This is a genomic window from Mycobacterium sp. E3298, from assembly GCF_001666895.1.
In the GTDB taxonomy this organism is placed as follows: Bacteria; Actinomycetota; Actinomycetes; order Mycobacteriales; family Mycobacteriaceae; genus Mycobacterium.
The window spans coordinates 1-14,052 of record NZ_LZJB01000574.1 but is presented as its reverse complement, the minus strand read 5'-3'; the positions used below and the strand labels follow the sequence as shown (position 1 = coordinate 14,052).

Below are 14,052 nucleotides of genomic sequence, written 5' to 3'. Positions count from 1 at the left end.
CCGCGGTGCGGCGCGCGGGGCGGAGGGTCGTGGTGGCGGTGCGGCCGGCCGCGCCGCCGCCTCCGCAGGCGGCATCGGCGCCCGTCACACCCAAGCCGGCCCCGACGGCCATCGACGCGGTGCCCGACCGCGGTTGGCGTCGTGTCCTCCGGCTGGTCACTTTCGGCCTCGTCAACCTCGGCCCTTCGCCGGCGCAGCAGCAGGACGCGCAGTTCGAGGCGACCATCCGCACCCGCCTGCACGGGAACTACAAGGTCGGTGTCCTCGGCAAGGGTGGAGTGGGAAAGACATCGGTGGCCGCCAGCGTCGGATCGCTGTTCGCCGAGCTCCGGCGGCAGGATCACACGGTGGCGATCGACGCCGACACGGCATTCGGCCGCCTCAGCAGCCGGATCGATCCGGCGACTACCGGCTCGTTCTGGGAACTGACCGCCGACAAGAACCTGCAGTCCTTCGGCGATGTGGTTGCCCGCGTGGGACGTAACTCCGTTGGCCTCTATGTCCTCGGCGGCGAGCCGGCGTCGGGTCCGCGCCGCGTGCTCGACGCCGCGATCTACCGGGAGGCCGCGTTGCGCCTGGACCGCCACTTCGCGATCTCGGTCATCGACTGCGGTTCGACGATGGACGCGCCGGTCACCCAGGAGGTGCTGCGCGACTTGGACGCGCTGATCGTGGTCTCCTCGCCGTGGGCCGACGGGGCGTCCGCCGCAGCCAGGACCATGGAGTGGCTGGTCGACCAGGGCTTCGACACTCTGCTGCAGAGCACAGTCGTGGTGCTCAACGATTCCGACGGGCACGCCGACAAACGGACGCGGGCGCAGCTGGCCCGGGAGTTCACCGACCACGGCCGGCCGGTGATCGAGGTCCCCTTCGACCCGCACCTGCGGCCGGGCGGCGTCATCGATGTGAGCCGCGAAATGTCGGCCGCCACACGGCGGAAGTTCCTGGAGGTCACCGCGACAATCGCCGGCTATTTCGCGGTCCGGCCCGAGAACCAGCGGCCGGGCTAGGCCTGCTCGGCGACCTCGCCCGCCCGTGCGGACGGGTCGGCGATCGCCTCGAGCTTCGCCACCTTCGACCCGCGGATCGTCAGCACGATGACGGCAAACAGCCGGCGGTGGCTGAACGCCAGCAGCACCGGTTGCCCGACGGGACCGCTGACCAGCGTGACGTCGGGCCACAGGTACCGCAGCAGGTTGGTGGCCACCGCGTCCGGCCCGTGATTGATCTGCGGGGGCGGCGCCGGGTCGGCGAGGATCGTGCCCACGCCCCACACCGTCGGATCCAGCACGGCGGCCAACGCGCCAAGGTCACCGTTGGCGCACGCGGTGATGAATTTTTCGGTGACGAGCTGATGCTCGCTCGATGCCACCACGTTCGTTGTAGGCTGAGCGGCAACGAATTTCGCCCGTGCACGGCGCGCCAGCTGCCGACACGTACCGACCGGGCGGCCTACCGTTTCGGAGATCGAGTCGAACGGGACGCCGAACACGTCGTGCAGCACGAAGGCGACCCGTTCCCCCGGACTGAGCCGGCGCAACACCTCGAGCAACGCGGCGCGGATCTCGTCGTCGAGAGTGACCCGGTCAGCCGGATCGGAGCGCTGCGGCGTGGGCCGCTCTCCGACCTCGCCCGGGCGTTCGTAACGAGCGCGGGCCGAGCGCACCTGGTCGAGGCAAAGTCGGCTGGCCACCACCGTCAGCCAGCCCCGAACGTCCTCGATCTCACCCGCCTCGACCCTCGACAACCGCAGAAAGGCCTCCTGCGCAATATCTTCCGCATCCCCGATGTCGCCGAGCATTTGGTAGGCGAGGTTGACCAGATAGGGACGGTGACGACGCCAGGCGTCGGCGACCTGGTCGCTCGCTGATTGCGGCTGGTTCATGTCTCTTCGACGATCTGCTGCGGCAAAAAGTTACGGGATCTGCGTTTGTAACTTTCCCACCTTCCGCCCCGTCCTTTTAGCACCGCAGAAAAATCAGCAGAGAGGAACCATCCCATGACGATCGTGGTAACCGGCGCGACCGGTAACGTCGGGCGACCCCTTGTCACCGCGCTTGTGGCCGCTGGAGCGCCGGTCCGGGCGGTCACCCGCGCGCCGGATAGAGCCGGGCTTCCCCCCGGCGTCGAACTGGTGGGCTCGGCGGCCGACGCGTTACCCGGCGCGTCGGCGGTGTTTCTCAACTCCAGGGCGCTGGGTGCCGACCTGAACGAGGTGGTGGAGTTGTGCGTGCGCGCCGGCGTCACCAGGCTGGTGGCGCTTTCGGCCATCAACGCCGATGACGACTTCGCCCGGCAACCGTCCCGCTTCCGCGGAGACCGCAATAAAGAGGTGGAGCAGCTGGCCGTTGACTCCGGCGCGGAATGGGTGAGCCTGCGGCCCAGCGTTTTTGCGACCAACTTCGCTGGCATGTGGTCCGCGCAGCTGCGCGCCGGCGACGTGGTCTACGGTCCGTACGCTTCGGCTTCGGTGGCGCCCATTGTCGAGACCGACATCGCCGAGGTGGCGGCGCGGGCGCTGCTCACCGACGAGTTGGTGGGACAGCGGATCCCGCTGACCGGTCCGCAGGCCTTCACCAATTCGGAACTGGTCGAGGCCATCGGTGCCGTCCTGGGTCGACAGTTGCGCTATTGCGAGATACCGAATGATGCTGTGCGCCAGCGGTTTATCGGATTAGGCTTTCCGGCAGCCTTCGGCGATGCCTATATCGCCATGCTCGCCGCGACGCTCGACACGCCCGCGCTGGTCACCCATGACGTCGAGAAGATCCTCGGGCGGCCGGCGACCCCGTTCGCCCAGTGGGTCGCCGACCATCGCGACGTCTTCTCCGCCATTGGTTGAGGAGCCCGACATGTCCGAACTGCGCCCACCGCGCTACCTCAAGCCCATGAACAAGGTGATGATGGCGGTCCAACGGCTGGGGATTCCCACCGGTCCGGCCATGGTGTTGACGGTGCCCGGCCGCAAGTCCGGTCGCCCCCGCAGCACGCCGATGACGCCGTTCGAATTCCGGGGCGACCTGTACGTGGTGGCCGGCTATCCCGGCGCCGACTGGGCGGCGAACGCACGGGCGGCGGGCACCGGCAGGCTCAGCCGGGGCCGACGGTCACAGCAGGTCCGGATCGTCGAACTCTCCGCCGCCCAGGCGCGGCCGGTGTTGCGGGAATTCCCGGTCAAGGTCCCGGTCGGTGTGGCATTCGCGAAGCGATCCGGGATGGTGCGTGATGGAACGGCTGACGAATTCGAAGCACTGGCGGGGCGGCTCGCCGTCTTCAGGTTCGAGCCGACGTAACGGCCGGCGCCTGTTCTGAAGTCCCAGAGGGAAAGCGGTGCAACGGTTTCCGTCGGGACCCGTCGCCGACCCGAAGTGGGCGGCCATGGCAGGAGGCTAGGCCGACTTCGCGGTCTCGCGCACGGGGTACCCGTTGCGCTCGGCCAGGGATCGCAATTGACGCAGCGCGAATGCGCGGGGGCGCCCCCCTTCGGGGATCACCACGCCGGCCCACAGGCCCTCCGCGCCGGCCGACTCGACCGCTTCCCGCGCGCACATCCAACGCCGGGGGCACGCACGGCAAGCGGCGATGGCCTCGGCGTCCGGGGCGGTGGTCCAACGGTCGGGGTCCTGCGTGCAGGCGCCGAGCGGGATGTTGAACAAAGGTGTTGCGGTCATGGCGATGGTTCCTTCTGAAGCGTTGCGTTCTGCTCATCTGCTTCGCAACGGTATAGGACTAACCGCTGCAATGCAACAGTTTGGCTTCGGTATCGCATCGCTTCGTTCGGACGTTCGCTTCAGCGGCCAGCCCAGTGAGGCGGCGTGACCCGATGGAAAGCCTTTTGAACTGGCTATTTGCGTCGTTCCGGCCACTTTTCACCAACAGAACGGGACGGTTACGTAACCGTAGCGTTTGGGCTCGCTTCGGCTCTTCACCGACAAAGGAGCGTTCGGATGGGAGGCCCGAAACCGTAGCATTCCACGCGCGATCCATGGAGGTCCCCGCGCGCGGATCGCCACAAGATGACGTCGTTGTCGCGTCGGCATAGCGTTCCGACGGTGCGGCTCCGAAACTGTGATTCGAAACGTAGCGGCATGCGATGGAATTTGACGGGTGCGACGGTTAGGATTGCAGGCGGCGGAAGGCCCGCCCAGCTGCCTCGATCGAGGAACCACCGCAGATGCCCCGCACCGAGTCGAGTACCGATCTCGCCGTCCTGGTCATCCATAGCGGTGCGACGTCGCACGAAATCGAGCCCGGTCGGGGCGTGGTCACCATTGGCCGGGACCCGCAGGACGACGTGCGGATCGAGCAGATCTCCGCGGAGCATCTGCACGCCGAACCCGTGGACGGTTCGTGGCGGATCGTGGACAAGGGACCGGACGGCATATTCGTCGACGGACACCGCATGAGCTCGGTGACGGTGACGGACAAAACGACGGTCCGGCTCGGCGATCCCAGCTCGGGCGAAGTTCTCACGTTCGAGATCGTCACGCCCCCCGGCGCCGGTGGACGGCCCGAACAGAAGTCCGATGGCGTCGAGCCGGATCCGGGGATGGCCCGCGCGGGCGCGGCCGCCGCCGCGCGCCGTCGGGAACTGGGCATCAGCCAGCGCAGCCTGGCGGCCGACGGGATCATCAATGCCGGCGCCCTCATCGCGTTCGAAAAGGGCCGCAGTTGGCCGCGGGAGCGCACCCAGGCCAAGCTCGAGCAGGTGTTGCAGTGGCCCGCCGGGACCATCGCGCGGATCCGCCGCGGACAGCCCGACGCCGGCGAAGAGATCCCACCGGCGGTCGCTACCGGCACCGCCAAAACCTCGACCGAGGCCCCGCAGTCCGATGCCCCGGCCTCGCTGATCGCGCAGGCGATCGTCGCCGCCGTGGACGGTTGCGGCCTGGCCATCGCGGCATTGCCGTCGCCCGACGACCCGGAGTTCACCGAGCGCGCGACGCCGATCCTTGCCGATCTCCGGCAACTCGAGGCGATCGCGGTGCGCGCCACCCGCATCAGCCGGATCACGCCCGAACTGATCAAAGCCCTGAGTACGGTTCGGCGCCACTACGACGAGCTGATGACGCGCGGTGCGACCGCCCCGGGCGCCCCGCTGGCACAACGCCTCTACGCGGCCCGGCGGCGGGCGAACCTTTCGCCCGCGGAGACCGCCGAGGCGGCCGGGGTGACCGAAGAAATGATCGTGCGGGCGGAGGCCGACGAGGCGGTGCCAGCCGAAGTCGCCGACGCGATCGAAACGCTGATCGGCCATATTCACTGAGCGCGGCGGCGCACCCGCCCCAACGTTCACCATCTCTGCCTTTTCACCGCGCTGTGGAAGCCGTTGCCTTTCCCAAAAATTCGTGCACGGGCGCCAGTCAGAGCGCGTTACGCTAAACGGGCGGTTAATGCGCGGTACGCGCAATCAACACGCGGAAGGCTCAAACCGGAGGACCCACTTATGTCTGTTTTCATTCAAGCCGCGAGGATCCTTGGCTCCTTGGCCGGATTAGGTCAGCAAGCCGCCGGCGTAGGCCTAGGCGTCACTGGCGGCTCGGAATTCAGCACCGAATATATTGCCGGCGCCGCGACCAGCGGGGGTGCCGACTTCGGGTCCCTGGCGATGGTGGGTGTTCAGAAGGGCATCACTAAATACATCAGCGGAATGAGCCCGGCTCAGAAAATGATCATGGCCAACCGTATGGGCGGCGCCAGCGGCATGAAGACCTTCAAACAGAGCCTCAGCATCATCTCCATCACCCTGACCATTGTTGAGCTCATGGAGCTGACGATCGGGTTCGGACCGCCAACCGAAGGCAGTGAGCTGAACACCGGATCCCAGCAGTTCACCCTGCTCGCCGAACAGCTGAAGCTCGCCCTTCCGGACTCCGGCTGGGAGGGTTCGGGGTCGGAAGCGTATGCCGAGCTTGACGTCACCCTGGAGACCATGGCGCAGTCGATGGCCACCCTGGACTCCCAACTGGCATCACTGGTGAAGGATCAGGCCGAATGGGTCAACCACGCGCGCTTGGGCTTTGGGATCTTGAAGGACATCCTTCTGGCCGCAATCATCATTGAATTGATCATCACGTTTGCGGTGCCCGCCCCGGCCGGTCCCATCGCGGCGAAAGCCTTCGCTATTGCGGTGGCCATTGGTGGGCTCAGTGTTGCCTCCACCTTCCTCGGCACCTTGACCTACTTCTCGGTGGAAAACGGGAAGAAGGCGGAGACCTTGGCCGGCGATTACTCGGCCCTGGCCGCCGGCACCGTGCAAACGGGGTCGGACGCCAAGGCCAAGAAGCTGACGTCGGAAGAGACCACGGTTTCCAGCTTTGCCGCCATCTCCGACAGCATGTCCGGGCCGTCGGCGCTGTCAGCCACACCGCCCGCTGCCGCACCGGCCGGCGCGGCCAGGGGCTCGGACGACGAGCGGGCCCCGCTGGCCGCTCAGATGGGCGCGAGTGAATCACCGGCCTACGGCGCATCTCAAACATCGGATACGACGTCACCGGATGCGACGACGCCGTCCGCGCCCACGACCACCATGCCCACCGTGGCCCAGTTGTCCGCGATGTCGGGCCAGGCCGCGAAGGTCTCCAGCCAACTGTCGCAGCCCGCGCAACTCACCAGCCAGGCAATGGGACAACTGCAGCAGATGATCCAGACCTCCCAGCAAGGCCAAGGCGCGGCGGCGCCGGCCGAAGGCGCCGGGGCCGAGGAGGCCGCGTTCCAGGGTGAGGTCGAGGGCGCCGGTGCCGGCTTTGGTGCGGCGGGCGCCGAGCGTGCGCCCGTGGAGGTCGCCGCGGCCGGCACAGAGCGGACGCAAGCACCGAACCCGGCCTAGGCCATCCCCGACAACCGACGATCAAAATCGTTGCACCAGAACCCTTAAGAGACTGAGCACCCGAGGAGCACGAATCATGGCCGATGTAACCGTCAACTCATCCCATCTCGACAGGCTGGCAACGGCGCAGGATCAAGCGTCGACGCAGGCGGCAACCGCAGCCTCGGCGGCGTCGGGCCTGGAAACCGATGTCTGGGTGAGCCACGGCGTGGTCAGCTGGTACTCGAACCTGGCGTTCACCAAGGCCGCGGATGCACGCAAGAGCACGGGCGACGCCATGAGCAAGGCGTCCACGGAACTCTCCGACAAGCTACGCACCGCCAAGAGGGTCTACGCCAGCACGGACGAGCAAGCGGGCAAGAACATCGACAAGCAAGTACTCGAGGGCTGATCACGCCTGAATCGGCAACTGCCGCAGCCGATTCCGCGTGCCGCAGGTCCGTTGGGTGCTAAGCTCTGGTGCGACCAACCGCTCGCCCGGCAGCGCACTGTTGACCTGAGGACCACAATTGGCTGTATCGATACTCGCCGACGCGGCTCGGCTCCTGGTCAACCTGGGTAGCCTCGGCCAGAACTTCACCGGCGTCGACAGCCCCGGTTTCAGCGGTGAGTATCTCGCGGCGAGTGTGACCAGCATGAGCGCAGACGGGTTGGCCGGTGGGGCCGCACTCGCCAAGTTGGGCGGCCTCGACGGGCTGACCCGGATTCGTTTCGAGGGTGGGAGCGTCAAGGTCCCGTCGGTGCCCGGCAGTAAGCAGTCCCTCAAGACGGCGGGCAGCCTGATCCTGTGGGCCCTCACGGTCGTCGAGCTGATGGAGCTGACGACCGGATTCGGACCGCCGGTCGAAGGTGACGACCTCAGAAACGGATCGCAGCAATTCAGTGCGTTGTCGGCGCAGCTGAAATCGGCTCTTCCGGACGACGACGGTTGGGCGGGGACGGCATCGGTAGCCTATGCGGGCCTCGACACGACCCTGGGGAACCTGGCGCAGACGATGGCTGAACTGGACCTCGAGCTGGCAGCTCTGGTGAAGGACCAGGCCGAATGGGTGACCCACATGCGCTTGGGTTTCGGCATATTGAAGGACCTGCTATTCGCGTGCTACATCGTCGAGCTGATCATTCGGTTCGCGCCTCCGCCACTCGGGCCGGCGGTGTCGCAAGGCTTCGCAATCACCGTTTCCGGACTTGGGATCGCGACCGCCGTGGGATTCCTTGCCACGTTGACCACCTACTCGGTCCTGAACGGCAAGCAGGCGGAGAGCTTGGCCGGCCGATACTCGGCCTTGGCATCCGGGACGGTACAGGAGGGTTCGCCGGCCGACGCGAAGTCGGCGACCGCCACTGAGTCGACGGTTTCCGGTTTTGCCGACGTCTCCGCCAGCATGCCGGGAACGTCGGCTTTTTCGGCGACGCCCACCGTGGCTGCGTTGGCCAGGCTGGCGCCGACGGACGGGGCGTCGGCGGAAGACCTTGCCGTACTGGACGCTTTGAGCGCGGACGCGCCGGCCTACGCCTCGCCGGCCCCCGAGACACCGGGCGCACCGCCAATCACGCCGCCCACCGTGGCCCAGGTCGCTCAGGCATCGGCGCAAGCCGCGAAGGTCTCGGGGCAGGCGTCCCAACACATGAACGTTCCCAACCAGACGATCGGGCAAGCACAGCAGCTCGCGCAGACGAGCCGGCAGGGCCAGCCAGACGAAGAAACCGCGCCGTCGGACGACGCGGCTGCCGGGGCGGCGCCGGCCGCGCAGGGCGCCGAGCGCGCACCAGTTGACCTTGCCACGGCGGAGCCGGACGAGGGATCGGGTCGGCACGCCCGCGTCCGTTGACGGAGCCTCGGCAACGAAGTCCGGGCGCGACGAAGTAATACATCAATCGATCCGCCGGCTCGTGGCAGGGCTGTGTTGGCCGTCGAGCGCTGGCACCCGCGTCGAGAGAGATCCCGAAAAACGCGCAGCCGAATTCGGGAACGGTGTGGAGTCGCTCCTCCGGATGAACTCGGGATGACGCCGCGGCGCCGGTGGCGTCCCGTTGTTCTCCGGGCGTCAACCCTCCCTTAATGTTTCTGCGGAATTAACCGGTTGTTGGCCGAATCCTTTGTGCGCCCAGAAAATTCGTGCAGCGGGGCCCTGTCTGGCGGCGTTAGGCTCAACCCACCTCCTCAACATGAGTCCAACATCGGTCACCAACCGCGAAGGGATACACCGCCGTGAGTCGTCTCGCAGGTATTCACGATCTGGCCTACTGCTTCACGCGGCTGCAGGCGGGCGGTGGCGCCGCGTATTCCGGGGATTGGGTTGGTTTGGGGGCGAATCTGGGGGCGCTCGCCGGCAAAGCGATGTGGTACGGACGGAACCAGATCAAGGTGCTCGCAGACGCGTTGAAGACGTCCGGTACGAAGGTGCTCCCAACGCCGACGGCCATCGTCGACGTGGCGATGGTCGCCATCTCGGCGGTCGACCTGCTCAATGGATTCTGGACCCCGGACAAGGGCGCCTCCTTCACCAGCGGTGCGGACAAGTACGAAACCGTCTACCTCTACCTCGCTGAGGCCGCGCCCGACTCACGCGACTGGAGCGGCGACGCGGCGAAGGCGTACGCCGACGCGACCGCCGCACTGCAGGCCCTCGTGCAAACGATGCAGGATCTGGACAAGAAGATGCAGACGCTGATGGCGAACCAGGGCTCGGAGGTCGCCAAGGCGCACAACTGCATCGCTGTGACGCTGCTGGGCTTGGTGATCGCCCAGGGCATCGCGCTGGCCATGTATCTGATCCCGGTGGTCGGTCCCGAAATCTCGTGTGCATGGCAGATAATCGCCGCCTTCGCGGCATGCGCCACCGTCTTCAGCTTCGAGATGATGACACTGGCCAACTCCATGTCCCTCTCGCACGAGATCCACGCCACCGCACTCCTTTACGGCGAGGTGGCCGAGAAAGCGATCCCCAACAGCTCGTTCGCGCGGATCGAGGTCACCGGAGCCGAGGAGGCCACGGTCGGCAGCTTCAAGGCGATCTCCGACAGCATGTCCGGGATGTCGGCATTCTCCGGCACACCCACCGTCGCCTCGCTGGCCAGCAGGGCCCCGGCGGCCGGCGATTCCCGCGAGGAACGCGGCGTCCTAACCGCGCTCCAGAGCGACGGCGCGACTCCCGTCGAGACGATCGCCGAGACCACGGCGACGGTGCCCACCCTCAGTCAGGTGACTCAAGCATCCGGGCAACTCGCACAGATGTCCGGCCAGGTTGCCCAGCCGATGAGCTTCGTCAACCAAATGATGGGCCAAGTGCAACAACTCGCCTCGACCGGTCAGCAGCGCCAGGCGGCCCCGCCGCCCGCCGAGGAGGCCGCTCCGTCAGAGGCCGCCGCGGCCGGGAACGGCGATGGGGCGGCGTTGGGCACGACGGGCGCGGGGCGCGCGCCCATCGACCAAACGATGGCCGTCCAGGAAGTGGCGGCGCCGGGTCGGCTTTAGCCGTCGCCAGTGCCGCAAAAACCGGTACGCGTCAACGCAATAGCGAGTAAAAATATCCGTTGAGGAGATTACCCATGGCAACGTTGAACGTCGACGAAAAGTATCTCGAGGAATTGGCGACGAAACAGGTCCAAGCGGCCACTAAGGCAGAAGAGGCGGCCACCGCTGCCGGCAATACGGAAACGGCGGTATGGGTGACGCATGGGGTAATCAGCGGCGCCTCCAACAGCGCTTTTGTCACCGCGGAGAAACAACGCAGGGGTGCGGGTCAAAACATTAGGCAGCACGCCTCTGATCTCGCCGCGAAGTTACGCGTCGCCAAGCAAACGTATGCGGGCGTCGACGAGGACTTGAGCAGGAACCTCAACAAGCAAATGCTCGACGGCTGATCATGTCCGGTCCCCTCACTACCGGTCTTGCGGGCCTCGACGATGTCGTCGGGGTGGAGGTGACCGTCGATGGCATGTTGGTGATCGCCGACCGATTGCACCTCGTCGATTTCCCCACGGCACTCGGAATCCGGCCGAACATCCCGCAAGAGGAATTGCGGGACCTCGTCTGGAACCAGGTGCAGCGCGACCTCACCGCGCAGGGGGTGCTCGACCACCAGGGGCGGCCACACCCGGCGGTGGCGACGATGGTCGACACGATCAGCAGGCCCGACCGCAGCCTGGAGTGCCGATGGTGGCGCCGCGATCTCGGCGGCACCATGGTCCGCTTTGCCGTGTGCCGCAAGGGCGAACGTCACGTCATCGCCGCCCGGGACGGCGACCTGGTGGTACTGCAGCTGGTGGCCCCGCAGGTCGGCCTGGCGGGCATGGTGACCACGGTGCTCGGCCCCGCGACACCGGCCAACGTCGAACCGCTGACCGGGGTGGCCGCCGAACTGGCGGCGTGCACCACTGCCGCCCAGCTTGTCCAGCACGGCGCCGCACCCGCCTCGGCCCGCGTCTATGCCGAGATCATCAGCGATCCGAGCAGCTGGGTGGAGATCATCGCCGGCCAGCGCCACCCCGGGGGCACGTCCACGCATACCGACGTCGCCGCCGGAGTCCTCGACTCCACCCACGGCAGGTTGGTGTCGCTTCCCCGCCGTGTCGGCGGCGAGCTCTACGGCAGCTTCCTGTCCGGTACCCAAGAAAACTTGCAGCGCACGCTGGACGGCCTCGTGGAGTTCCTGCCGGCGGGCACTTGGTTCGACCGCGTCGAAGCCTCCTACGGCGGCTGACCCCAGCCCGATTCACGATCAGAAAGAAGGAACCATGCCGCAGTACGACGACCACGACGATCTGGCCGCCCTGGACTTCTCGGCCGTCGAATCCGGTTCCGACACGCTCGAGGAATCGGACGCGCTGGACTTCTCGGCCCCCGCCGACGACGACGAGGAGTCGGCCGTCGACGCGCTGCACGACTATGCGCCCACCGAACCCGTGGATTCCGACACCGACCTCGCCGCGATCGAGTCGCAGACCGACGCGACTTCGGAGGCTGCCGGGGACGCAGAGGAAGCCCCCCAGGAGTTCACGGTGACCAATCCCCCCGAGACGGTCACCGTCTCGGCACTCATGGACGGTCGGACCCAGCGCGTCGAGCTGTCGGCGAAAGTGACGAGCATGAGCGAGGCCGAACTCGCCGACGAAATCCTCGTCATCGCGGACCTGGCCCGGCAGAAGGGCCTGGCCGCCCAGCACAGCTATCTGCTGGAGGACGACTCCCTGTCGGAGACGATGCGCGAGATGGGGGTCGACGGCGGTGACGTCGTGCGGGACTTCATGGAAAACGGCATCGGTCTGATCACGCCGGAGCAGGCGGCGGCGGCGCAGGCGGAAGTGTTCGCCACGCGGTACGCGACCGATAAATGACCGAGCACCTGGCCGGCCTGTTCGAAAGCGCGGTCGGCATGCTGCCCGTCTCGGAGGCGCGGGCGCTAGAGCTGTTCACCGAGATCACCAACTACGACGAGTCCGCCTGCGACGCATGGATTGGCCGCATCCGCTGCGGCGATACCGAACGCGTGACGCTGTTTCGCGCCTGGTATTCGCGCACGCACTTCGGACAGTTGGCCGGATCCGCCCAGATCTCGATGAACGCCGTGGGCGCCCGGCTCCCGATCGGCGGCCTGTACGGGGACATCACCTACCCGGCCAATTCACCGTTGGCGATCACCATGGGCTTCGCCGTAAGCGAAGCGGCGCAAGGTAATTACGCCGACGCCATGGAGGCGGTCGAGGACACGCCCACCACCGGCGCCGAACACCTGCTGTCCTGGGTCAAGGCGGTGATCTACGGCGAGGCGGGCCGCTGGACCGAGGTGATCGATGAAGTCAGGGGCGCGAGCAGGTGGCCTGACGAATTCCTGGCGGCCGCCGCCGGGGTCGCGCACGGTGTCGCCGCAGCCAACCTCGGCCTGTTCACCGAAGCGGAACGCCGGCTCACCGAGGCCAACGCCTCGCCGGCCGGGGAGGCGTGCGCTCGCGCCATCGCGTGGTATTTGGCCATGACCCGCCGCAGCCAGGGAAACGAAGAGGCCGCGGTGGCTCTTCTGGAATGGCTGCAGACCACCCATCCGGAACCCAAAGTGACAGCGGCGCTGAAGGATCCGTCATACCGGCTGACGACCACCAGCGCCGAGCAGATTTCCGCGCGCACCGATCCGTGGGACGCGAATACCGTCGTGGCCGACACCTCGGGCCGCGACAAACTCCTCGCCGAGGCCGAGGCCGAGCTGGAGCGGCAGATCGGGCTCACCCGAGTCAAAGAACAGGTCGAGCGCTACCGCGCCGCCACCCAGATGGCGCGGGTTCGCGCCGCCCGCGGCATGAAGGTCGCCCAGCCGAGCAAGCACATGATCTTCACCGGACCGCCGGGTACCGGCAAGACGACCATCGCCAGGGTGGTGGCCAACATCCTCGCCGGCCTCGGGGTCATTCCCGAACCGAAGCTCGTCGAGACCGCGCGCAAGGATTTCGTCGCCGAGTACGAAGGCCAGTCGGCGGTCAAGAGCACCAAGACGATCGATCGCGCACTCGGGGGTGTGCTGTTCATCGACGAGGCCTACGCGCTGGTGCAGGAGCGGGACGGACGCACCGACCCGTTCGGCCAAGAGGCGCTGGACACGTTGCTGGCGCGGATGGAGAACGACCGCGACCGGCTCGTGGTGATCATCGCCGGCTACAGCTCGGACATCGATCGGCTGCTCGAGACCAACGAGGGCCTGCGGTCCCGTTTCGCCACCCGGATCGAATTCGACTCCTACTCACCGGAGGAGATCCTCGAGATCGCGAAAGTCATTGCGGCCGCAAACGACTCGGCGCTGAGCTCGGAGGCGGCAGACAATCTGCTGCAGGCCGCGAAGTTGCTCAGCCAGCAGACGGTGCGCGGCAAAGCCGCGCTCGACATCGCCGGCAACGGTCGCTACGCGCGCCAGCTGGTGGAGGCCGGCGAGCAATACCGCGACATCCGGCTCACCCGGTCCGTCGACTTCGAATCCCTCGACGAGGACCGCCTGCGCGAGATCAACGGCGAGGACATGACCGAGGCGATCGCCGCGGTTCACGGACGACTCAACATCATCGAGTGACGCATGGCAGGTTTCCGGCTAACCACCAAGGTCCAGGTCAGCGGTTGGCGTTTCCTGCTGCGGCGCCTCGAACACGCCATCGTGCGGCGCGACACCCGGATGTTCGACGACCCGCTGCAGTTCTACAGCCGTTCGGTCGCGCTGGGCGTCCTCGTCTCGGTGCTC

Annotated in this window: 15 protein-coding genes; 13 read left to right on the top strand and 2 right to left on the bottom strand. The window is 67.0% G+C overall.

All coding sequences use genetic code 11. The annotated features are described in order from the left end of the window. Positions 1–110 precede the first annotated feature (110 nt). Positions 111–1,010 carry a MinD/ParA family protein gene (locus A9X05_RS26140; RefSeq protein ID WP_231978475.1) on the top strand — a complete coding sequence of 300 codons (900 nt, stop codon included), beginning with the start codon at positions 111–113 and terminating at the stop codon, positions 1,008–1,010. On the opposite strand, the gene sigI is transcribed toward A9X05_RS26140, so the two are convergent. Then, positions 1,007–1,885 (bottom strand): RNA polymerase sigma factor SigI, encoded by an 879-nt coding sequence (gene sigI, locus A9X05_RS26135; RefSeq protein WP_067754726.1) that lies wholly within the window; start codon positions 1,883–1,885, stop codon positions 1,007–1,009. The two genes, A9X05_RS26140 and sigI, sit on opposite strands and share 4 nt — an antisense overlap. A 114-nt stretch (positions 1,886–1,999) precedes the next feature. Between sigI and A9X05_RS26130 the strand changes: the two genes are divergently transcribed. Together A9X05_RS26130 and A9X05_RS26125 are read left to right on the top strand one after the other, a co-directional pair. Next, positions 2,000–2,842: an NAD(P)H-binding protein gene (locus A9X05_RS26130; protein WP_067754723.1), complete on the top strand. Its 843-nt coding sequence runs from the start codon at positions 2,000–2,002 to the stop codon at positions 2,840–2,842. Positions 2,843–2,852: 10 nt separating this feature from the next. Then, positions 2,853–3,293: a nitroreductase family deazaflavin-dependent oxidoreductase gene (locus A9X05_RS26125; RefSeq protein ID WP_067754720.1), complete on the top strand. Its 441-nt coding sequence runs from the start codon at positions 2,853–2,855 to the stop codon at positions 3,291–3,293. Between the two features lie 96 nt (positions 3,294–3,389). Here A9X05_RS26125 and A9X05_RS26120 read toward each other — a convergent pair whose 3' ends face one another. Continuing rightward, positions 3,390–3,671 (bottom strand): WhiB family transcriptional regulator, encoded by a 282-nt coding sequence (locus A9X05_RS26120; protein ID WP_067754717.1) that lies wholly within the window; start codon positions 3,669–3,671, stop codon positions 3,390–3,392. 503 nt (positions 3,672–4,174) lie between these two features. On the opposite strand from A9X05_RS26120, the gene A9X05_RS26115 reads away from it, so the two are divergent. The 10 genes from A9X05_RS26115 to A9X05_RS30190 form a co-directional block, all read left to right on the top strand. Next, positions 4,175–5,266: an FHA domain-containing protein gene (locus A9X05_RS26115; RefSeq protein WP_067754714.1), complete on the top strand. Its 1,092-nt coding sequence runs from the start codon at positions 4,175–4,177 to the stop codon at positions 5,264–5,266. Positions 5,267–5,446: 180 nt separating this feature from the next. Continuing rightward, positions 5,447–6,829, top strand: coding sequence for an EspA/EspE family type VII secretion system effector (locus A9X05_RS26110; RefSeq protein ID WP_067754703.1), 1,383 nt, complete (start codon positions 5,447–5,449; stop codon positions 6,827–6,829). Positions 6,830–6,905: 76 nt separating this feature from the next. Further along, on the top strand, positions 6,906–7,220 hold the full coding sequence (locus tag A9X05_RS26105) for an ESX-1 secretion-associated protein (RefSeq protein WP_067754700.1): 315 nt from the start codon (positions 6,906–6,908) through the stop codon (positions 7,218–7,220). A 244-nt stretch (positions 7,221–7,464) separates the two neighbouring features. Beyond that, a complete protein-coding gene (locus A9X05_RS26100) occupies positions 7,465–8,661 on the top strand; it encodes an EspA/EspE family type VII secretion system effector (RefSeq protein ID WP_231978474.1) in 1,197 nt (398 codons plus the stop codon). 380 nt (positions 8,662–9,041) lie between these two features. Then, entirely contained in the window at positions 9,042–10,307 is a 1,266-nt protein-coding gene (locus A9X05_RS26095) for an EspA/EspE family type VII secretion system effector (RefSeq protein ID WP_067754685.1), read from the top strand. Between the two features lie 74 nt (positions 10,308–10,381). Then, complete coding sequence (locus tag A9X05_RS26090) at positions 10,382–10,696, top strand: ESX-1 secretion-associated protein (RefSeq protein WP_067754682.1); 315 nt, start codon at positions 10,382–10,384, stop codon at positions 10,694–10,696. A gap of 2 nt (positions 10,697–10,698) precedes the next feature. Continuing rightward, the gene (locus A9X05_RS26085) at positions 10,699–11,535 is read left to right on the top strand and encodes an ESX secretion-associated protein EspG (protein WP_067754679.1); all 837 of its coding nucleotides are present in this window, start codon (positions 10,699–10,701) and stop codon (positions 11,533–11,535) included. A gap of 34 nt (positions 11,536–11,569) precedes the next feature. Beyond that, positions 11,570–12,169: a hypothetical protein gene (locus A9X05_RS26080; RefSeq protein ID WP_067754676.1), complete on the top strand. Its 600-nt coding sequence runs from the start codon at positions 11,570–11,572 to the stop codon at positions 12,167–12,169. Beyond that, positions 12,166–13,887 carry a type VII secretion AAA-ATPase EccA gene (gene eccA, locus A9X05_RS26075; RefSeq protein ID WP_067785035.1) on the top strand — a complete coding sequence of 574 codons (1,722 nt, stop codon included), beginning with the start codon at positions 12,166–12,168 and terminating at the stop codon, positions 13,885–13,887. Before A9X05_RS26080 ends, eccA begins: the two co-directional genes overlap by 4 nt. 3 nt (positions 13,888–13,890) lie before the next feature. Beyond that, positions 13,891–14,052: type VII secretion protein EccB (locus A9X05_RS30190; RefSeq protein WP_197499204.1), on the top strand; the 162-nt coding region annotated here is incomplete at its 3' end.